General features: G+C 47.8%; 16 protein-coding genes, 1 other RNA gene and 1 pseudogene. 8 read left to right on the forward strand and 10 right to left on the reverse strand.

All coding sequences use genetic code 11. From position 1 onward, the window contains the following. The 5 genes from dnaX to ABY802_RS08905 form a co-directional block, all read right to left on the reverse strand. A partial coding sequence (gene dnaX / locus ABY802_RS08885; protein ID WP_372626690.1) for a DNA polymerase III subunit gamma/tau occupies positions 1–1468 on the reverse strand: 1468 nt, incomplete at its 3' end. A gap of 45 nt (positions 1469–1513) precedes the next feature. Continuing rightward, on the reverse strand, positions 1514–2062 hold the full coding sequence (apt, locus tag ABY802_RS08890) for an adenine phosphoribosyltransferase (RefSeq protein WP_372626691.1): 549 nt from the start codon (positions 2060–2062) through the stop codon (positions 1514–1516). A 363-nt stretch (positions 2063–2425) separates the two neighbouring features. Beyond that, the gene (locus ABY802_RS08895; RefSeq protein WP_372626692.1) at positions 2426–4963 is read right to left on the reverse strand and encodes a radical SAM protein; all 2538 of its coding nucleotides are present in this window, start codon (positions 4961–4963) and stop codon (positions 2426–2428) included. A gap of 63 nt (positions 4964–5026) precedes the next feature. Then, entirely contained in the window at positions 5027–5971 is a 945-nt protein-coding gene (locus ABY802_RS08900; protein WP_372626693.1) for a class I SAM-dependent methyltransferase, read from the reverse strand. 76 nt (positions 5972–6047) lie between these two features. Then, positions 6048–8681, reverse strand: a complete 2634-nt coding sequence (locus ABY802_RS08905) for a TonB-dependent receptor (protein ID WP_372626694.1) — start codon at positions 8679–8681, stop codon at positions 6048–6050. A gap of 523 nt (positions 8682–9204) precedes the next feature. Between ABY802_RS08905 and dinG the strand changes: the two genes are divergently transcribed. From dinG to ABY802_RS08925, 4 genes are read left to right on the forward strand one after another with little or no spacing between them, the layout of a single operon-like run. Then, positions 9205–11262, forward strand: a complete 2058-nt coding sequence (gene dinG / locus ABY802_RS08910) for an ATP-dependent DNA helicase DinG (protein ID WP_372626695.1) — start codon at positions 9205–9207, stop codon at positions 11260–11262. 46 nt (positions 11263–11308) lie between these two features. Further along, complete coding sequence (locus ABY802_RS08915) at positions 11309–12094, forward strand: sulfite exporter TauE/SafE family protein (protein WP_372626696.1); 786 nt, start codon at positions 11309–11311, stop codon at positions 12092–12094. Then, positions 12091–12657, forward strand: coding sequence for a primosomal replication protein PriC (priC, locus tag ABY802_RS08920; RefSeq protein WP_372626697.1), 567 nt, complete (start codon positions 12091–12093; stop codon positions 12655–12657). Before ABY802_RS08915 ends, priC begins: the two co-directional genes overlap by 4 nt. Continuing rightward, on the forward strand, positions 12657–13595 hold the full coding sequence (locus ABY802_RS08925) for a histone deacetylase (protein ID WP_372626698.1): 939 nt from the start codon (positions 12657–12659) through the stop codon (positions 13593–13595). The genes priC and ABY802_RS08925 overlap by 1 nt, the downstream gene beginning before the upstream one ends. On the opposite strand, the gene ABY802_RS08930 is transcribed toward ABY802_RS08925, so the two are convergent. Beyond that, a complete protein-coding gene (locus tag ABY802_RS08930; protein ID WP_372626699.1) occupies positions 13566–14663 on the reverse strand; it encodes a tryptophan 2,3-dioxygenase family protein in 1098 nt (365 codons plus the stop codon). The two genes, ABY802_RS08925 and ABY802_RS08930, sit on opposite strands and share 30 nt — an antisense overlap. A 126-nt stretch (positions 14664–14789) precedes the next feature. Between ABY802_RS08930 and ABY802_RS08935 the strand changes: the two genes are divergently transcribed. Together ABY802_RS08935 and ABY802_RS08940 are read left to right on the forward strand one after the other, a co-directional pair. Further along, positions 14790–15050, forward strand: coding sequence for a late competence development ComFB family protein (locus ABY802_RS08935; protein WP_372626700.1), 261 nt, complete (start codon positions 14790–14792; stop codon positions 15048–15050). A 20-nt stretch (positions 15051–15070) separates the two neighbouring features. Continuing rightward, positions 15071–15217 (forward strand): annotated as a pseudogene (locus tag ABY802_RS08940) (DUF2496 domain-containing protein); the annotation flags it as partial. Between the two features lie 29 nt (positions 15218–15246). Here the strand turns inward: ABY802_RS08940 and ffs are convergent. Next, positions 15247–15343: signal recognition particle sRNA small type (gene ffs / locus ABY802_RS08945), an RNA gene on the reverse strand. Between the two features lie 145 nt (positions 15344–15488). Continuing rightward, positions 15489–16352 carry a DUF3014 domain-containing protein gene (locus ABY802_RS08950; protein WP_372626701.1) on the reverse strand — a complete coding sequence of 288 codons (864 nt, stop codon included), beginning with the start codon at positions 16350–16352 and terminating at the stop codon, positions 15489–15491. An 81-nt stretch (positions 16353–16433) separates the two neighbouring features. On the opposite strand from ABY802_RS08950, the gene ABY802_RS08955 reads away from it, so the two are divergent. Then, a complete protein-coding gene (locus ABY802_RS08955) occupies positions 16434–17582 on the forward strand; it encodes a patatin-like phospholipase family protein (protein WP_372626702.1) in 1149 nt (382 codons plus the stop codon). Positions 17583–17702: 120 nt separating this feature from the next. Further along, positions 17703–18677 (forward strand): GGDEF domain-containing protein, encoded by a 975-nt coding sequence (locus ABY802_RS08960; protein ID WP_372626703.1) that lies wholly within the window; start codon positions 17703–17705, stop codon positions 18675–18677. Here ABY802_RS08960 and tilS read toward each other — a convergent pair. Next, positions 18631–19923, reverse strand: a complete 1293-nt coding sequence (gene tilS / locus ABY802_RS08965) for a tRNA lysidine(34) synthetase TilS (RefSeq protein WP_372626704.1) — start codon at positions 19921–19923, stop codon at positions 18631–18633. The genes ABY802_RS08960 and tilS overlap by 47 nt on opposite strands. A 151-nt stretch (positions 19924–20074) precedes the next feature. Further along, entirely contained in the window at positions 20075–21031 is a 957-nt protein-coding gene (gene accA, locus ABY802_RS08970; protein WP_290611217.1) for an acetyl-CoA carboxylase carboxyl transferase subunit alpha, read from the reverse strand. Between the last annotated feature and the right edge of the window lie 9 nt (positions 21032–21040).

The following is a 21040-nucleotide window of genomic DNA, read 5'->3' on the forward strand; positions in this document are numbered from 1 at the left end:
GCTGGCTCACCTGCTGTGGCGCTCTTGATGGCACCGGCGCAGGCCGGTGCTCAGACTTTTTTGGCGCTAAACCACCTGTCTCTGCTGCCAACCCCCGGCGCTTAATAATACTGGCAGTTAGGGGATCAATACTTTCAACTGGCGCAGACTGCAACGCGTCAGCGTCTGGCTGAGCCGGCTGAGCCGGCTCAGCAGACGCCGTAGCCTGCGAGATGGCCCCTGCATTTTCAGGCGGAGCAGCGTGCGTAGCCGGTTCATGTGCAGTTGTTGACTGCACTGTTATTGCTTGTGCTGGAGCCGATTGGGCACCGTCAGATTTAGCATGGGTAGATTGCGCTACCGCAGTCGTGACCGGCTTACCCGAAGTAGCCGCGGCTGTGCCACCAGGTGCAGGCACAAACGCCAGGGCCCGCAACAACGCCATCTCTAAACCTGTACGTTCATCCGGGGCATAGCGTAATTCGCGTTTACCGCTAATTAATAGCTGATAATACAGCTGCAATGCTTCCGGACTCTGACCGGCAGCCAGTTCGCTGACAAATTCAGGCTGCTCTGACAGATGCGCTGCAGCCGGCTCGAGCTGAGTTAGGGCAGCCTGATGAAGCAAGCTCAGCATATCATCCAGTACCGTACTGTAACTATTATGCTGACTTATCAATGCCTGCAATTCAGCCTGCAACGCCTGAAAATCCTGTTGCAAAATGGCGCGCAGGATTGCACTGGCAAATTGCTGGTCTAAAAAGCCCAGCATCTCACGCACCACATCAATACCTAGCTGGCTATTGCTTTGCGCAATCGCCTGATCGGTCAGGCTTAGCGAATCACGCAAACTGCCTTTAGCGGCTTTAGCCAACAGCGTCAGCGCAGCCGTTTCAAACGGGATCTGCTCTTGCGTCAATACATGCGCCAGATGGCCTGCAATCTGATCAGGGCTCAGCGCCTTTAAACTAAATTGCAAACAGCGTGACAACACCGTCACCGGCAGTTTTTGCGGGTCAGTTGTCGCCAGCAAAAACTTCACATGAGGTGGTGGTTCTTCCAGAGTTTTCAGCAAAGCATTAAAGCTGTGGCGCGACAGCATATGCACTTCGTCAATCAGGTAAACTTTAAAACGACCACGGCTGGGGGCATACTGCACGTTGTCTAGCAAGTCGCGGGTATCTTCTACTTTTGTGCGGGAAGCAGCATCAATTTCTAGTAAGTCGACAAAATTGCCCGCGTCAATTTCCTCACAGGCGCTGCACACACCACAAGGGGTAGCAGTAATACCGGTTTCGCAATTTAAACTTTTCGCAAAGATACGGGCGATAGTAGTTTTACCCACACCGCGGGTGCCGGTAAACAAATAGGCGTGGTGCAAACGACTGCTGGTCAGCGCATTGCTCAGCGCCACTTTGACATGGCTCTGGCCAACCAGTTCGCTAAACTGTTTTGGCCGCCATTTTCTTGCTAAAACCTGATAACTCATGCCACAGCCTGATGCTTAAAGAAGGGATCTGACACCAGCCTAAACTTATTCGCCGCTATACTCAACCAGACTTAAAATATTTAAACCCAGGTCCTTCAACCGAACTACCCCGCCCAGCTCCGGCAACGTAATCACAAAAGCAGCATGGTCAACCACCCCACCCAGGCGCCTTACCAGCTGCACCGTAGCATCAATGGTACCACCGGTTGCTAACAGGTCGTCAACCAGCAATACTTTATCTCCAGCTTCTATCGCATCAGCATGCAATTCAAGCGCATCTTCACCGTATTCCAGAGTATAACGCTGAGAAATCCGCTCCCGCGGCAGTTTGCCGGGTTTACGAACCGGCACAAATGGAATACCCAGCGCATAAGAGAGCGGCGCGCCAAAGATAAAACCACGTGATTCCGTACCAATAATCTTCTCTATGCCTTTGTCAGCATAGTACGCCGCGAACGCATCAATCACTTTCTTAAACGCCGGACCGTCCTGCATCAGGCTGGTAACATCGCGAAAAGTAATGCCCGGCTTTGGATAATCTGGCACGGTTTTAATAACGGCTTTTAACTCAGAAGCTAGTTGTTGCAAATTCATGATGCTACCTTTTCAGACTGGTATTCGCTGACGTTTCAATCAGAACAAAAGCTGCACCCAGCGCACAATAGGCACCAGACACAACAGCGTTACAAAAACGGCCACAAAAGCCAGAAATTGCCAAAAATTAAATGAATCTTTAAAATTTTCGTCGGCCATGCAATCCACTCTTTGCTGATAATGAACATTTTTAAGGGCGCTAATGGTAATGAATTTACTAACGTTTGAAAAGCGTTCCGCGCCAATATCCGAAAAAGAACACCAGTTTGACGCGCTGGTATCACGACATTGATTACTACTGACACTCGTTGCTGAAATGACTCACTTCACTATCCAGTTTTAACAGGATAGTGAAGCACGCTTTCAGGCCGCGGCAAAATCAGAAACTGACTTTGGTCTGGCTACTTCTGAATGTAACTCCCAGAAAAACTGATGGGTGTCGTATTGCAGGTAGTTCATATCTACACTCACCATTGAGTTTGGATCGGTAACTTCAAACGTGGCCGGAGGATAACTCGCCAAAGGTGTTTTTAATTGCTTAAATTCTTTGAAATATCGCTGAAAATCATGCTTTAGCTGAGTAGCAAGCGGATAACTTCGGGTATCGTCCGGCATACACAACAAGTTAACCTGCAATACGGTGGCCAATGCCGAACTGTCTGATAATCCATAGTGCTGCTGAATAAACATGGCTACTTGCTGATAGAAACTGGCCCAGCCACCCGGCATTGTCTTATCCTGATTAAAAAATCTGACTGCCCAGCTTATTTGCGGATAACGTGTTGGGTTTTCATTAACCTGATCTAATAAATCTCGCAAGAAGGTAATTGCATTGATGTCGTGTTCCCACTGTAAATAGCGCATAACGTAACGCAGCAATGAATAGCCATCGGCCATTACATACATTTCGTACATCGCTTTCATCTGGTGCAGATCCTGCTCGGAAAAACTAAAGCTGGAAATGACGAAATTATTGGCATCTACCTTAATCTGATGTTTCTCAATATAGGCAGGATCGGCCATTGGGCTGTTAGGAAGCAATTGGGTAGGGTAAGCTTTTACTGATACGTCCATGTCAATGTAGCGCTGTAAATCGTGGTCAAATGCTGCAACAGTAATACCGGGTAGACCAATCATCAAATCCGTGGATAGTGGCAGCTTTAAATCAGAGAAAATCTGAGTAAGCTCATCGTAACGCTCAGTGCGGATATTCTTGCGATTGATAACGTCCAAGGTTCCTTCATCAGTGGTTTGGATAGAAATAATGCCCTGACTAATAATATCGCCTTCCGTAAATATCTTAATTATTTCCACCAACTTCAGTGTTGAATTTTTGGTGTAATTCACCACAACTTCGTGCGGGTACCCGAACTGCTGTTTTACCGCCACAATATGCCGCGCAATATCGATGTCACGCTCATACATGCCAAAATTCGCATCGGCTATCCACATTACTTTAATTTTATTCTGACCTATCCAGTTTATTTCCTGTTCAACCCGATCCATCTCAAATTTACGAACCTTCTGATTGGTTGCAGAGCCCCAGTCACAAAACGTACAGCCATAGGGGCAGCCTCGGTTTGTTTCAATTATAGCGGCTTCTACCCGACCACCATAACCATCAAAATATCCAGATAAATAAGGTGACGGGATCACATCAACTTCTTTCATCCGGGTTCGTTCACTGGTATGAACAATACTCTGGCTTAAGGTATTCCTGAAGCTGATACCAGATACATTGCTGAGTAAAAACTCGTCATATGCTAATTTATTGTCAGTATTTTTAGAGATCGTTTCAAATATCTCGGAAATGGCCACTTCCCCCTCACCATGTACTGAGATGTCAACTGACCGGTTACTGTTCATAAAGTCTTTGCAGGCCTGCTGGTAGTCTGGTGTGCTTGGACCACCATGAATGGTAATATTGGCCCCATTGTGCTGTTTAACTGCCTGGCTGATTTCGAGGTTTAAATCTACCGACCACATATAGTTAGAGAACAACCACACTCCAGCACCAAATTTTCGATAAGGACCGTTTAACAACTCATTGGGATTTAAAAAATTAATAGGGATCAATACAAAGCGTTGAAGCAGAACGCCTTGCTGGTAATGCTGCAGGGCACTAAACAAAACACCCAGAGCCAACGGAAAATGATTCTCCATATGAGGAACAAAATATACCGGGATCCGACCATCCGGTTTAATGTCCTGCCAGCTTGATGTTACATCTGCCGCAGCTATCGCAGGTTTAAATACCGGTATATTGTCTACATTATTATCGACAATACGCTTTTTCTTTATCAGCAAACCAGCATGAAATAGTGCAGATATCACGTTAAAAGCCGTTGCCTCATCTGCAAAAAAACTGCCTTTGTCGTTAAGCACATCACTAAATTTTTTACCATCACCAAATGCCAGTAACAGTATTAACCAGGTCGCCGGTAAAGCAACCCACTGCTGCTGCTGTGACGACCAGCTGGCAAAACCATCAGCGGTGATAATTGCAGCGAAATGCATACCAAGGCTAAGCTCGTCAGGAATACTTATTTCAGCTTGCTTAGCACGAGCAGCGGTACTTGTAAGTAGTTCTTTTACAACTACCTCTTTATTAACTGCTTGCTCAGAGGAAATAAGCACGCCCGCTTGTTGCAATTGCTCGATACGATTTTGCACCGCCTCAGCAGTAATTTTAGGGGCATGAAGTTGGACCAGGGGGTCATCGATAAACATGTTAGATACCGTGACGCAGTTGTCCTGCACGTGATTCTTATCAGCTAAGAAATGAGCTAACAACAACAGGTCCAAATCCTGGACCAAGATAGGCCGCTCACTGCCTGAAAGCTCACTCAGCATCCATTGTTCTTTGCGTTGCAGCACAACAAACTTTCTGTTCAGATCCACGTACTACTCCCACCATAACCATAATTTAACGTTGTACCTTGCTGTTTTATCATTATCCGCTGATTATTTTGTCGCTTCAAATACCCAGCATAACTTACCAAATTTTGTATCCAATGTGGAATAAGACACACTAAAACCCTGCTCAACAGCCAGTTCTTTCACTAATGTGATACGGTTGCTATCCCAGGTTGCCGTCAACTGATCAGCAATTCGTTGGCTAAAGTGAGTTAAACTAAGCCATATTTTATCGATAGTCTCTACTGTAAGATTTTGCCAGTTGCCCAATACGGGGATGAGGTCTTTGGTAACATCAGTAAACCAATCCAGTTGCTGGCTATCACAACGCTGCTGAACGGCCACGAAACTTGCCAGCAAATTATCACTTTGCTGCTTTAGTAATTGCTGTTGTTCGGATGATAATACCTTTACACCTTGCAGTTGCTGACAGGTGCTGGCGAATTTTTTGGCTTTCGCTAATAAACCGTTTTCTGCGATAAAAAAATCCAGAACGGTAAGGCCGATCTTACAATCCACAGAAATAAATGATTGGTCATGATGAACTAATGCCACCATTTTGCCACCCGCTACTAATACTCTGTGTATTTGTTGCAGGGTTGCCTCTGGCTCGGCATATTCAAATCCAAATTGACTGGTAACAAGCTCAAAGGTTTCAGCTGAAAATGTCAGTTGCTCCGACGCCATATTGCCAAAAAACTGAATGTTTTTAAGGTATGAATAACTACTGTCGTGCTCGTTAAATAACTGCAGCGGTGAAATATTAGCTTTGTCAGAGGCACACACCTGAAAAGACGCATTCGACTGTAAAGCCAGTACCGCCAAACCGCCATTACCGGTAGCAAGGTCTAACAATCGAGCGTTATTTCTCTGGCTTGCAAACACCTTATGCCAGAATTCTGCAATATCGCCTGAATAACCAAGTCCTTGTTCCCCCTCGGCAAAACTATTTAAAGTTTTCGTGTTTTGCCAGTAACAATCCCAATGCTGCAAAATAAAGCCCCTTTCACCTGCTCTAAAATAGAAAAAAGGCGGGGAATCCCCGCCTTTTATTGTCTAGCTTACAATCTTAGAAAGATTGAGATAAACGAACATATAACACCCGGCCGTATGCATCGTACAGGTCGAAGTTATAATCGCGTGAGAAGTCTGGATCGGTACCCAGTTGTGGGTATTTCTCAAACACGTTGTTCGCGCCAACAGAGATTTTAGTGTTAGTTGGCATTGTGTAGCTGAACTGGATGTCATGAGTAACCCATGAACCGAAGTGACCAGAACGTACTACACCAGTTGGGCTAGTTGGGTCAGAGCTTACATCAGCAAACTGAGAACCAATGAAGTTCAGGTTGTACGCAACATCAAAGTTACCGTAAACGTAAACGTTGCTGAATACGCCACGCTGACGTGGAGTACCAGGGTCTCTTACTGAGTTACGACCACCATCTACTTCGCTGTTTAAGCGGTGGCTTAACTGTACTACCTGGTTTAAGCGACCGAAGTCACCGAAGTCAAAGTTGGTGTTGATGTTGAAGTCAAGACCAGAAATTTCCAGGCTACCATCGTTACCAAAGCCCTGAGTCGCCAGTTCGATACCGCCCTGGTTGTTACGTGCAATACCCAGACCAGCTGGAATTGGATCACCAGACTCTAAACGCGCCAACAAGGTACCAATGCCGAAGAAACGGATTAAGTTATCGATTTCAATGTTGTAGTAATCAACAGAGAAGTTTAACCAATCTGTTGGCTGGTAAGCTGTACCTATTGACAACTGCTTAGAAGTCTCTGAGCTCAGTGACTCGTTAGCCAGAGTAATAGCACTTACCTGTACAGTACAGTTAGCCGCTTGACCTAATGTTTGACAAGTTGCAGGATCCTGAACTGATGGGTTACCTGGCTGTGGCTTCTGAGTCAGAATATCCAGAGTTGGTGCACGGAAACCTTCACCGTATGATGCACGCAGTACCAAGCCTTCCATTACGTCATAACGCAACGCCACTTTTGGCGAGAAATCGTTGCCGTAATCTGAGTATTTATCGTAACGACCAGCAAAAGATAACTCAAGGCCATCAATAACAGGTACCAATGCTTCTACATAAGCACTCTTCAGATCACGTGAACCACCAGCGCTGTTACCTGCTGAACCACCTACAACACCTGCTTCTGACAGTGAGTCATAAGTATCGGCATAGGTTTCTTTACGGTATTCAGCACCGAATACCGCCTGAATGGTACCCGCTTCTAAATCCATTACATCAAAAGATGCTGACGCAAATGCTTCTTCCTGATCGAAAATACCGATACGAGCAGTAGTCACTTTCAAGCTGTTTAATAAACCTTGGTATGAGCTTCTCTGCGCATCAGTAGTGAAGCGCTCACCGAACGGGTCACCTACTAAATAACGGCCATCGTTAATTGCATTGATTGCTGCAGTACCTAATAAGTAGTTACGGCCGATTTCATAAGTTTTGGTTTTGTTTTTACGAACACCAAAATCTACAATTACGTCGCCAATCATACCCTCTGCACCAACCAAGAAGTCGGTTGACCAGTTATCAACCTGGCTATCCCGCGTTCCCAGCGCAGCAAAGCGGTGACGGAACTCAACGATACGGTTGTTCTGATGATCAGGGTTAGTCGCATCGTGGTACGGGCTAAGTGGGTTAGTTGGGTTGCTTGGACTGTTAGCAGCCATTAATGGCGTGCTGTCGTTTAATGGCGGCGCATAGCGACCAAAAGACTTAGTCTTGGCAATTAAGGTATGAGAGAAAATTTTCCAGTCATCATTAACGTTGTACTCAGCCTTTAAGAAACCTGACGAGTTACCGGTTGATGCTTCGTTCGCGTTGGTCGCGTTGAAGTTATAAGCACAGATAGCGCCAGTACGGAAGAAGTTCTCTAAACCATTACATTCAGCATCGCTAACGATAGAACGGAAAGCACGGTTAGCACCTGGCGTGCTTGATGTATCACGGTAGTTAACACCAAATGACGATGCACCTGGGCCTACCCATGGGAAATCACGGTGAAAAATAATGTCCCGGTTGTTCCATGAAACACCACCAATAACGCTGGCGTTATCAGAGCTTGAACCGAATACCGCTGAACCTTCTTCGCGGTCACCGCCTTCTGAAGGAATGCTGATTTCAGACTTACCAAGACGCAGTTCAACGCCGTTGAAATCTTTACGGGTAATAATGTTGATTACCCCGGCAATCGCATCTGAACCGTATACCGCTGACGCACCGTCTGACAGTATTTCAATACGGTCAACTGCAGCCATAGGAATAGAGTTCAAATCCTGCGAGTTACCAGTAGATGGTGATTTAGGCAGACGACGACCATCAACCAGGATCAGAGAACGCTCTGCACCCAGACCACGCAAGTTAACACTTGATACGCCCTGAGCCGAACTACCAGACTGTGGACGGAAAGAACCAGAGGTGTTGAAAGAGATATTACGAATCAAGTCTGATACTGAAGTCTGACCAGAGAAATCGATCGCGGCGCGGTCGATAACGGTAACTGGTACTGCACCTTCAAGGTCGGTACGTTTAATACGCGAACCAGTAACTTCAATACGTTCTACCTTAGCCGCTTCATCTTCTTCTGCTGCAGTTACTGACGCAGTAAAAGCAGTAGCTGAAGCTGCGCCGAAGGCAATAGCTAAGCGCACAGCTTTATTTAATTTATTATTTGTATACATGTATTTCTCCCTGGACCACTATCTCGCTAGTGATTCTATTTTTAAACAGTTACCAATCTTTAAGGCAATTGGCACTCCATTCATCCCGGATATTATCCGATTTGTCGCGACCTGATAATAAACGGTATTTTTCGGTAGGGTCAACAGCTTTTATTGAACAATTTCGCGCGGCAGTTGTCACATTGCCGTTTTGGACGATATTTAGTCAATCCCGCATTTGGGGCAGTTTTGCTCTAAAATAGCGCCAAACGGAGTTAATTACCTCATTTAGCCACAAATTAGCCCAATTATCCGGCTGAAGTGTTGTTTTTTTCAGCAAAGCTCCGCTAAAACAGCCGAATAGCTCGTAATTAATTGTTTACATTATCACCATAATCGTCGAATTTCATCTTCTTGCTTTATCGAACTAAATATATTTAAAGCCCTGTTCACCCTGCTTTGAGCTCATTAGTACCTTTGCTAAAAAACAATTTGCTGGTTAGAATTGCAAAACTGTACGTCTATACAGGCAACCGACTAACTTATGTCAACCGCACAGATGCTCTCTGAAACGTTAAAACAGCAAATTCGCGACGCCCAGCAAAAGCTTAAGTCGGCATTGCCTAATTATCACAACCGACCGGGGCAAAATAAACTGATTGCCCAAATGGCTAATATTGTTGCTGGTCATTATCATCGCCACGACCGCATTGGTCTTATAGAAGCTGGCACCGGTACGGGAAAATCACTCGCCTATTTGCTGGCAACGGTGCCTATTGCTCTGGCCCGTCAGAAAAAACTGGTGATTGCGACTGCAACGGTGGCCTTGCAGGAACAGCTGGTCAATAAGGATATTCCTTTTTTTCGCCAGCACAGCGGAATTGAGTTTGAGTATAATCTGGTGAAGGGGCGCTCACGTTATGCCTGCATTGAACGTTTAAAACAGCAGCTCATTCAACCAGACTTATTAACCAGCTCTGAGCGAAATCACTTCACCGTGCTGGAAACGCTGCAACAGGCGTGGCAACAACGAAGCTGGCTGGGGGATCGGGATACCCTGCCACTGGCAGTTGATGAGGCGCTATGGCATAGCATTAGCGCCGATCCTTACCACTGTAGTAAGCACGATAAACGCCATCAGCAATGTCCGTTCCATCTGGCCCGGGCCGAGGTCAATGATGCTCAGGTACTTGTTGTCAATCATAGCTTGCTGCTGGCAGATTTAGCCGCAGGCAACGCTATTCTGCCGCCGCCGGAAGACTGCATTTACGTGATTGACGAAGCCCATCACTTGCCGGCGTGTGGTCGTGATTACTTTGCCGCTTTTGCGCAGTTAAGCCAACCCCACGTGTGGCTCGATAAATTGGGGCAGCTAGCTCATCAGTTAATTCAGACTTTACCCGAGAGCAGTTTAAAAGACTTACTGAAACTTGACGATTATCGTAACGAGCTGCTTGGTTTATTAAAACCGATAGAGCGGAGTCTGACCGAATGGCAAAGCCGCTGGTTCCCCGAAACCAGTCAGACCGAATATCGCTTCGAGCATGCGGCATTGCCTGCGCTGTGGCAAAAGCAAGCAGAGCCGATTGCCAGCTGCGCTCAGAAAACATTGGGGGTGCTTGATAAAATCAGTTCAGCTATGGGCGAGGTGGCATTAACGCCCGGCAAGCAAAAAAATCAAAGCAAGTTGCTGCAGGAGCTAAGCCTGCTGGCACAAAAGCTGGAACAGCAACATGGATTATGGCACCTGTATGCCCAGCCACAGAAAGAACCTGCGTACCAGGCACGTTGGGTAGCAAAAGACGAGCATGGGCAGTTAACCGCTCATGCTTGTCCGTTAAGTGTTGCCCAAAGTCTGGAGCACATGCTGTTTTCTCAGGCCTATGCCAGCATTTTATGCTCAGCAACCCTAACCGTACTGAACTCTTTTGAGCATATAAAGTTCGAGCTCGGTCTGCACGAACATCCCGGCTTACAGACCCTGCGGGTCGACTCGCCATTTGCTTATCAGCAAAACGGCGTGATACTCCTGCCCAAAATGCAGCACGACCCGACAGCCAATGCCTATACCGATGAGCTGATCGCGATACTTCCTGACTACCTCAGCCAACATCAGGGCACCCTGGTACTATTTGCATCTTACTGGCAAATGCAGCAGGTAGCACAGGCATTGCGGGCCAAGGGCTTTTCATTGCTAGTTCAGGGCGAAGCCTCCCGCCAGTCATTGCTTAGCTTACACCGGCAAAACTGTCAGCATGATAAAACCAGTATTTTATTCGGCACCCAGAGTTTTTCTGAGGGGTTGGACCTGCCAGGAAAGCTGCTCACTAACTTGATCATCACCAAGTTACCATTTGCCGTACCCACCTCCCCCCTTGAAGCCGCGATGAGCGAAGCGGTAACCCGCAAGGGAGGTAATCCGTTTGTGCAACTGGCGATCCCGGCAACTGCCAGGAAACTGGTGCAGGCTTGTGGTAGACTGCTACGCCAGGAGCAGGATCAGGGCCGGATTGTCATTCTGGACCGACGGCTGGTCACCAAATCCTATGGCAAAGCCATGCTCGATACCCTACCGCCTTTTCGGCGCCAGATTGAGTACTAACGAAATTGATTACGTTGATGAATAAGTACAGACAGGATACCACCAGGTGCTAACTGAACTGCTGCCCGCCACCGACTTATTACTGATCCTCTGTGCAGTTGCTTTTGTCGCTGGCTATATTGATGCCATTGCCGGCGGTGGCGGCTTGTTAACCGTGCCAGCATTATTAACCGCTGGTTTACCGCCTCACCTGGTGCTGGGCACCAACAAACTGGCGGCCACCTTTGGCTCCCTAACTGCGTCACTTACTTATTATCGTAAGCGATTATTTAATCCGCATTACTGGCGCCGCAGTATCGGGTACACGGCTATCGGTGCAATACTTGGCACGCTGGTGGTCGACCAGCTAAGTACTGAGCTACTGGAGAAACTACTACCAATTTTGATCTTACTGGCAGCAATTTACACCTTGTTTAACCGTATTCAGCCAGATGATCGGCTGCAATTGCCGCAACAAAACGCTAAGTTATTCTGGCAACAACGGCTGCAAGGCTTAACGCTGGGGTTTTATGACGGGGTGGCAGGTCCTGGCACTGGAGCCTTCTGGATGGTCTCCAGCATGGCCATGTATAAAATAAACCTGTTACTGACCAGCGGCGTTGCCAGAACCATGAATTTTATTAGTAATGGCTTTTCGCTGGTGGCATTTATGGCGCTGGGCCATGTCAATTATGTGCTGGGTATTGCGATGGGTTTATGTCTGATGCTTGGCGCATTTCTTGGCGCGCACAGCGCTATTCGCTTTGGCAGTAAATTTATCAGGCCGGTGTTTATCAGTGTCGTGATAGCAATCGCCCTGCGTCTGGCCTGGCAAGCCTGGAGTGCCACATGAGCGCCCTGCAGATTTTAGCCAACCAGCTACATGAATTACAGCAACGCGCCTGTGCAATAGATGCAAAACGCCAGCCCGGCAAGCCGCAAGACTGGTTTGAAAGCGGTTTGTTCAGTTGTCACTCGCCGGATCTTGCTGATTATGTTGCAGATGCTTCCCGCAACCTGCAGCGGTTAAGCGATAAACAAAACACGCTGTCTTTGGCCAGTCAGCAACGATTAGCCGAGCATTTAGCGGCCCAGGTGAACGCGTTAACCCGTGCTTTTAGCAACCAGCAAACCCGGAGTAAGTTTCAACGCGCTATTCAGTTCAATAAGCCTGGCAGTAAGCAAACTGAAAAAGCAGCTACGCAGCACAGCAGCACAGTAAGCCTGTATCAGCAATTGACAGAGTTTCAGCAGTTCGAGCGCCGCTTACTGGATATGATTGAGCAAGCAGAACGCTATCGAAGTGATGATAGTGCGAACCGGATCCTGGCACTGCATGCCAGACTGGGCCGTTGCCGGCGGGCAATAACTGAAGTAGAACAGGCCATTTTACAACATGAGCGGCAAATCCCCTGATGGCGTTGTCAGCTCCAGGCCTGGTATATCATCCCTGCTACAGTGCGCTCAGCTTGCCAGAGCGTCATCGCTATCCCATAACCAAATATCAGGCCTTGTATCAGGCGTTGCTGGCCACAGGCGTGCAACCAGAGGCGTTCAGTACCCCAGAGCCCATAGGTGCGTCAGAGCTTAGCGGTATCCACGACGCCGACTATATTGACAGTATTTGTCAGGGCACAATCAGCCCGCAGGCCATGCGCCGGATTGGCTTCCCCTGGTCGCAAGCTCTGGTTGATCGCTCGCTGGTATCGTTAGCGGGCAGCCGGCTTTGTGCTGAACTGGCGTTAAACCGCGGGATCGCGCTGCATTTAAGTGGTGGGTATCATCATGCCAGAAAAAGTGAAGGCGCAGGATTTTGCGTGTTCAATGACTTAGCCTTTACCGCGCAATCTATGCTGACCAAGGGGCTGAGTAAGATCCTGATTTTCGATCTGGACGTGCATCAGGGCGATGGTACTGCTGGCATTTTTAGTGCTGAGCCGGCCATTATCACCGCATCAATTCACTGCGAAAAGAACTTTCCAGCCCGAAAAATCAGTTCCGATTGGGATATTGGCCTGGCGAAACACTGTAATGATGCGGAGTATCTTGAAGCCGTTAACCAAAGCCTGGAAACCTTATTAAACTGGCATCAGCCAGAACTGGTCATCTATGACGCCGGTGTCGATATCCACCAACAGGATGAGTTGGGCTTGCTTAATATTTCAACAGAAGCAATCTATCAACGGGATCTGTTGGTTATCAGTGCATGCCGTAATCGGCACATACCGGTCGCCGCCGTGATTGGCGGGGGTTACCAGCGAGATGTTGCCGCCCTGACCCAACTGCATTTACAGTTGTTTAAGGCGGCATTTTCAGTTTGTAATTTACCGCTCAGGGCCGAAATAAAAACCTAACTTGCGTTTAACCTGCGCTGGCAAAAGCGGTAAGTCAGATTTTGGCAACAAAAACGTCGCCATATTAAATAAATCAGTAAAAATCCGATTTTTTTCAGTGGTCCGTTTTAAATAATCATGGCCCGATGAGCCACCTGTTCCAATTTTAGTTCCTAACATGCGCTGCACCATCATCGCGTGCTTATAACGCCATATCGTCAGGTTTTCATCAATTTCAGTTAAGCAGGTTAGTAGCTGAAACGGCAAATTAAACACCGGCTCTTCCTGATACAGGCTGATAAATAACGCCGAGAGCATGGCGCGCTGACTAAGCCGGAAGGTGCCCTGCGCTTGCAGCTCCTGGTATTTATCTTGATCAAGCAACGCGGCAAACTTTGCCCTGGTGCGCTCAATTTCTGCCAGCTGCAACTGGCGATCCGGTTCGGAAATCTGCTCAATGCCCGACACGGTGCGCTCATCGTCATCTAACATTTGCGCAGTAGCATTGTGATACATCTGCCAGAAACTAAAATCATCAAGCTGCAAAAAAGGCATGCGCTCCAGCCATTTCTCTATCCGCTCAAACAAACTTGGCTCTGTTTCCAGCGCTTCTAAAAAATGACGATCTTGCGCGTTCAGGCGACTGTAAAAAGAGTTCTTATCAAAATCAATCCGATATTCGCTTTTCAGGCCAAGACCAATTTCCAGCATTTTAAACTGAACACTCTGAAAGCCCGACGCAGGCACCAGATAGTCCCGAAACGACATAAAATCCTGCGGCGTCATTGTTTCAATGATGGCTATCTGCTGATTCAACAATTGCTGAATGCTAATCACCCGTTTTAACTTATGCACAATACCGGTTAACTGCTGATCTTTTACTTCAGCTTCGGCAAATACCGCCATAACGGCTTTTAATTCATGCAGAATTTGTTTAAACCATAACTCATATACCTGATGAACCACGATAAATAGCGTTTCATCATGCGCTTCATTGGCGTACTTCGCGCTCTCTGGCGCCTGGGCGGTGAGTATTTTATCCAGTTGCAGATAATCGCCATAGTAACAGGGGGTGGTATTCTTTTGCATTGCAGGGATCCGCTAGTCTTGACCCGGGCATTGTAACAGCGTGCTTCGTTAACTCAATCTTTAGGTGGTGTTTTCATGTAAAGCTGATTATGCTTTGGCCTGACGTTTTAGCAGACAGAGGCCCTTATGAAACTGGATGATGATATTCATAATTATTATGAAAAACTGTTACTTGACCATATTGTAGAGCTGGAACTTGACAGCAATAAAGACAGTGAGTATCTGGCAGATTTATGCTGTATATCATTGAATTTGCTACCACCACGCTATATTCGCTATGAGGTGGATATGTCGTTTTACTTACCGCAAAGTGAACGCTTTGAGATGCAAATGAAAGTAAAAGAGGCCGTCAGCAGGGCCAGGCAGTTTCTGGATGACAATAAGTGATGGGTTGCGGGTGCAACTAAGTGACTGACGATAGCCAGAACACTAACAGCGGCTTAGCCAATGCGCCGGTGCACGTTAAGCTGGCCGTTGATTTAATTATGTTATTAGAACAGCAGCACGTCTCTGACAACGACATCTTAGCCGCACTGGATATTGTTAGCGCAGATTATAAGAAGAAAGTACAAGTGGGTGGCAACTCCACCAGCCACATCCCGGCACCTGCATCATAAGCTGTGGCTGCTTCCTTCCGGACCTGACCAGGTTAACCTACTAGCATTGCGAGAGGACCAATGGAGTTACCATTGAGTGCCGCATAAGTTACACCAGAGCGGCAGGCCCGCATTATGCGCAATGGCCTGCCAGGTTTCAAGTGATTTAGCGGCAACACTGCTTTGTTGCTCAATGTTTAAGCAGCAGTGCGCCTGAACAACGGTTATTTCACTCGCGGCTTTCCAGTAACGCCAGATAGTTTTTTGCCACCGCACGTAATCGTTGATGATTATCCGGGCCCAAACGGATAACTTGCTTCTCCAAATCACTTAAACTTTCTACCGCAGGATCAGCGTAGGTGTACGCGACTGATTTTCGAACCAATGTGGTGTCTACCGACATTGGTTCAATGGCTAAAAACGAGGTTAACGCTTGTTGCAGGCGTTGCTGAAAAGTCAGCTCAGGATAACCCAGTTCACCAAAGACTTGCTCAAACAAAGGCTGATAGCGCTTAAATACCGCTAGTAATTGTTGGGGCTCGGCACTTTCAAGCAACCGGATGTAAGGCTCATACCGCTGGTAACTTGCCGGATCTATCTGGTAAGTCTGGCTTGCTGGATCGGCGATAGTAATAAATGGCTGGTCGAGCGGCACCACTACCGGGTGCTTTGCAACCAATTGTTTTTGTGCAAGATTATCGACTGTTACCACCAGATTTCGGATCATCTGCTTGGTATTAATTAACCCTGCCAAACCCGGTTGCCAATTCAATTTCAACACATCTTGTTTTAACGCCGGATCAGACGCTTCCAGCGTGGGTAGGGGTTCAACCGGCGGCGCAATGATGACTGGCTCGGGTGTGCTTTCTGTTTCAGCAACGGCTATCTGCTCCGTCTTTGGCTCATCAACCGGCATCGGCAGTATGGGTTCAACCACCACTTCTGCGGGGACTGGTACCGGGGTAATAACTTCAGGCGCTGTCTCTGATGCTGGTTTAAATAACATCCACAATGCCAGTAAAATGACAATAACGACTGCTGCAATGCCTGCATAATACAACTGCTGCCCGCTACCCGATGGTTGCGCCGTCATAAGTGACTCCTTGTTAGTGGCTAAGATATATTGCAATATAGCAACACAGAGCAGTATACAGTAGAAAAGTTCAATAACACTATGGTACGACAACGTCCACAGAGCGGAAAAAAAACGGCCCTGTTACTGACCGGTGGTGGCGCTCGCGCTGCATATCAGGTTGGCGTGCTTAAAGCGATCGCCCAGCATTACCCGAGAACCAGCCCGGCACCTTTTGATATTATCAGCGGTACCTCAGCGGGGGCAATTAATGCTGCTGGTATTGCCTGTTATGCATCGTGTTTTCATTTGGGTGTCAAAAAAATCGAATCGGTCTGGCGTCATTTTCATACCAACCAGGTGTATTATTCTGACTATCCCAGAGTGTTCTGGCATTTAATGCAAAATGTGTTTGGGGCCTTTCAGGCCGATTATGCAAACAAGAAACCGGTCAGCGTTTTCGATAATAAACCCTTGAAGCAATTGCTGGGCCGGATCCTTGATTTACAGCGGATCGACCGTAATATCATGGGCGGCTATTTATCCAGCTTTTCTGTTACGTCTTCTTGTTACAATAACGGCGACTCCATTACGTTTTTCCAGTCAGATCATGCTGAGGAATGGCGCCGGGCAAAACGGTGCGGTCAACGTACGTTACTCGGCGTGCATCACTTAATGGCGTCGGCCGCTATTCCAATCATTTTTCCATCGGTGCGGATCCATCAGCAATATTTTGGCGACGGCTCGGTTAATCAGTTGGCCCCTCTTAGCGCTCCGATCCATTTAGGTGCCGATAAAATTTTGATTATCGGGGTAGAAGACCCCCGCAAAGAGGAAACCAGCCGGCGTAGTTTGCATCATCCTGATTTAGCGACAGTAGCAGGCCACTTGTTAGATACCATTTTTACCGATACCCTGAATTCTGATCTGGAGCGAATGCACCGGGTGAATAAGACCGTCGAAACCCTGCGCGCCAATAATATTGAGACTGAGCTTAAACCGGTACAAAGTCTGCTGATAAACCCCAGTCAAAACTTTAATTTACTGGCAAGTGAATATTATCTTTGTTTGCCCCTGGCGGTGCGCACGTTGTTGCGGGGCCTAGGGATCCGCCAGCACTCTGAATCAAGCTTAGCGAGCTATTTATTGTTTGAACAGAAATACACCCGACGCCTGATTGAACTTGGCTTTGCCGACGGTTGCAGGCAGATGGAACAGATTGTGCAATTTCTTGCCGCTGAACCGGAGTAATGTTCCGTCAAACTCTTGACCTACCAGACAGATCCAATATAACCAATTGAAATAAAACACAATTAACATTTGGCCTGAAACTTGCTGTTACCCGTTATTACTTTTTAAGAAGGACGGGTAATGGACGCGATAATGAACCGGGAACTTGCGCTTGATGTAGCGCCCAGTTATGCAGCATTAAATCGCTGTCAGCAGACTGACAGCCTGCCCGATTGCAGCGAGCAAACTCTGACCAGCCAGTTACAAACCAGTCTGGATATTCAGCAGCAACTGGATATTTTTTCAATGTATGTCGGCCGGCTGCTCAGTGTCACTGGCATTCGGCTCAATACCGCGTTTGGCGAACACCAGGCTGCAGGTTCCAGTAACGGTAGCCACACCTACAAAAGCCTGCTGGTGTTAAATCAGCAGTGTCTGGCTGAAGTGCATTACCATAGTGATCAGCCGTTTAGCCCAACCCAACAACGTGATCTTGTGCTATTGGAGAGCGAATGGTTATTTGCACTACGCAATGCATTGGTCGTCGCACGCCTGCAGCAAATGGCCCTGAAAGACCCACTCACCGCGCTTGGCAACCGGCGATTTTTTGACGATAGCTTTGCCAAAGCTATTCAACTGGCGCGGCGGCGCCAGCAAACCTGTGCGCTGTTGTTGCTGGATCTAGATAACTTTAAACAACTTAATGACAACTATGGCCATGCCATGGGTGACGAGCTGCTTATTGTGGTAGCAGACTGCATGCGTGACGCACTGCGTCAAACTGACAGCTTGTTTCGGTTTGGTGGCGATGAATTTGCAGTAATTCTGGCAGATGAAGATGCCGATAGCGCAGATTTAGTGGCCCGCAGGCTGTTAAAGGCCATTAATCAGCATCACAAAAGCGTGCAATACGGTATTACCGCCAGCGCCGGACTGGCCTATTTGCAACCCATGCAATCGACTGAGCATTTTTTTGCAGCCGCCGACAGGGCGCTTTATGATGCGAAAGCATCAGGGAAAGCGACCTTAAAGCAAACCGGCAGAGAAGCACTCAAGGTGGCGGCCACCGTTAATTTCGCGCCCAGCCAAGCCAGCAATCCGCCTCTGTCGTGCTAATGGCAGAGGCATACCCGGCCACCGCAACCAAAGCGCCGTTATCCAGTAGCAGTGGCACCTGCCCGCGCTGCCATGGCGGCAGCTGCCAACGTTTAAACCATTGCTTAAGCGGTTTATGCTGAGGCTGATCAGCGGGTTTAAAAGGCAGACTTAGCTGGCCAAACACGACAATAACCTCACGTTGCTGCATGGCCTGGCGTCCAGATGAGGGTGCCTGATACACTGCCAGCTCACCCAGCCCCGCGGGTAAAGTCAGATTATTTTGCATCGCCCAACACAAACCGCTCTCTGGTACCGCTAAGGTAGTTTGGTACTCCAGATACAATTGGCGCTGGTAACGTCTTAGCAGATAACGACCTAACACCAGTTGCGGCATGGCATCCTGACGGGCGTTGATAACCTGCTGTCTGAGAGTTTGCAGCCATTGGCTCGATGGGTTCAACTTGTAGCCGGCCAGCCAGCGGCGGATCACTAAATCCTGCTGGGCAGGCATTTGCTGCGCTAAAACTTCTAAATTTAACCGACGGCCATCCGCACACAGTAGTAATGCCTGCTCGGTATAGTTATCCAGCAGCAGCTGCTGCTGTGCCAGATGTTGCATACTTCGTAGCGCCGTTTGCCCAAAGGCAGGCCAGCGTCCGTTTAATAATGGGGCAACAACATTGCGAATGTAATTGCGATCAAATCGATTATCCTGATTACTGCTATCCTCAACCCACTGTAACTGATGTGTTGTCGCGTAATGTTCGATCTGTTGCCGGCTGCTATTCAATAATGGTCGAAGCAAGCTACCCGCGGCGAAGGGGCGTTGCTCAGCCATACCACTTAAGCCAGCGGCACCGGCCCCGCGCTTTAATGCCAGGATCAAGGTTTCAAGCTGGTCATCCGCATGATGCCCTGTCATTAGCACCGTTGTGGCTGAATCAACAAAAGAAGCTAAAGCCTGGTAGCGACCCTCGCGCGCAGCAGCCTCAATATTTGCTGTACTGTCGATACTAATTTTCAAACTGAAAAATTCGACGTCCCGGGCAATACAGGCGCGGTGACAATGCTCACTCCAACGCTGCGCGTCAGCGCTCAAACCATGATTGACATAAACGGCCTGCAACTGGAAAACATGTTGCTTTCTCGCCTGACACAGCAGATCAAGCAGTACCATAGAATCCAGGCCACCACTAAGCGCCAGCACCACCTTAGCAGCACCGCAATCGCTGATTTTTGCCGCCAGTTCAGTTACGCTTATCATTGATATTCAGGCTGCCCCGCCCCGGTTGTTGTATCCAATTGTTGTATCCATTAGTGGCTTTGGTCGTTCAACAGATATCGTCGCGCTTGTCGCGTATTATCCATATAAAAAAACCAGCGACAAGCGCTGGTTTTCTGTGTGACTAACGGCCTTAGCAGTAGCCAAATGACATCAGTCGTTTATAACGATTATCCAGTAGCGTTTTAGTATCAAGTTTTTTTAAGCTATCCAGATCTTTTAGCAAGGTCTTTTTAAGAGTTTGCGCCATTTGCTCCGGTGCGCGATGCGCGCCACCCAGCGGTTCTGGAATAACGGCATCAATCAGATCAAGCTCTTTTAGTCGCTCAGCGGTAATTCCCATGGCGTCAGCAGCCAATGGTGCTTTTTCAGCGCTTTTCCACAAAATAGAAGCACAGCCTTCCGGCGAAATAACCGAGTAAGTACTGAATTGCAACATATTCACCCTGTCGCCAACTCCGATGGCCAACGCACCACCTGAACCACCTTCACCAATTACCGTACAAATAACCGGTACCTTTAACCCTGCCATCACTTTCAAATTACGGGCTATCGCTTCAGACTGACCGCGTTCTTCAGCCCCAATACCCGGGTAAGCGCCCGGAGTATCGATAAAGGTAATAATAGGCATATTGAAGCGTTCAGCCATTTCCATCAGGCGCAGCGCTTTGCGATAGCCTTCTGGCCTTGGCATACCAAAATTACGACGAATTTTTTCCCGGGTATCGCGGCCTTTCTGATGGCCTATCACCATCACGGTGTGCTCACCCAGCCTGGCAGTACCGGCGACAATTGCATTATCATTGGCATAGGTACGATCGCCAGCCAACTCGTCAAAATCGGTGAAAATATGCTTCAGATAATCCAGAGTGTAAGGCCGGCGTGGATGCCTGGCCATTTGGGCTACTTGCCAGGCACCCAGCTCAGAAAATATTTTCTTGGTTAAACCCAGACTTTTTTCTTTTAGTTTATTTATCTCTTCTTCTAAACCAAGATCGTAGTCGCCATTACGACTGACGTTACGCAATTCGTCTATTTTTGCTTCAAGTTCAGCAATCGGCTGCTCAAACTCTAAATAATTCAGCATCATCGACTATCA

Source organism: Arsukibacterium sp., from assembly GCF_041616895.1.
Classification (GTDB): domain Bacteria; phylum Pseudomonadota; class Gammaproteobacteria; order Enterobacterales; family Alteromonadaceae; genus Alishewanella.

Excerpts from the sequence above, each read along its gene's own strand:
- ABY802_RS08925 (WP_372626698.1), top strand. The coding sequence starts at position 12,657 with ATGGCGTTGTCAGCTCCAGGCCTGGTATATCATCCCTGCTACAGTGCG.
- ABY802_RS08905 (WP_372626694.1), bottom strand. The coding sequence starts at position 8,681 with ATGTATACAAATAATAAATTAAATAAAGCTGTGCGCTTAGCTATTGCC.
- dinG (WP_372626695.1), top strand. The coding sequence starts at position 9,205 with ATGTCAACCGCACAGATGCTCTCTGAAACGTTAAAACAGCAAATTCGC.
- priC (WP_372626697.1), top strand. The coding sequence starts at position 12,091 with ATGAGCGCCCTGCAGATTTTAGCCAACCAGCTACATGAATTACAGCAA.
- apt (WP_372626691.1), bottom strand. The coding sequence starts at position 2,062 with ATGAATTTGCAACAACTAGCTTCTGAGTTAAAAGCCGTTATTAAAACC.
- ABY802_RS08960 (WP_372626703.1), top strand. The coding sequence starts at position 17,703 with ATGGACGCGATAATGAACCGGGAACTTGCGCTTGATGTAGCGCCCAGT.
- ABY802_RS08955 (WP_372626702.1), top strand. The coding sequence starts at position 16,434 with ATGGTACGACAACGTCCACAGAGCGGAAAAAAAACGGCCCTGTTACTG.
- accA (WP_290611217.1), bottom strand. The coding sequence starts at position 21,031 with ATGATGCTGAATTATTTAGAGTTTGAGCAGCCGATTGCTGAACTTGAA.
- ABY802_RS08930 (WP_372626699.1), bottom strand. The coding sequence starts at position 14,663 with ATGCAAAAGAATACCACCCCCTGTTACTATGGCGATTATCTGCAACTG.
- ABY802_RS08950 (WP_372626701.1), bottom strand. The coding sequence starts at position 16,352 with ATGACGGCGCAACCATCGGGTAGCGGGCAGCAGTTGTATTATGCAGGC.
- ABY802_RS08935 (WP_372626700.1), top strand. The coding sequence starts at position 14,790 with ATGAAACTGGATGATGATATTCATAATTATTATGAAAAACTGTTACTT.
- tilS (WP_372626704.1), bottom strand. The coding sequence starts at position 19,923 with ATGATAAGCGTAACTGAACTGGCGGCAAAAATCAGCGATTGCGGTGCT.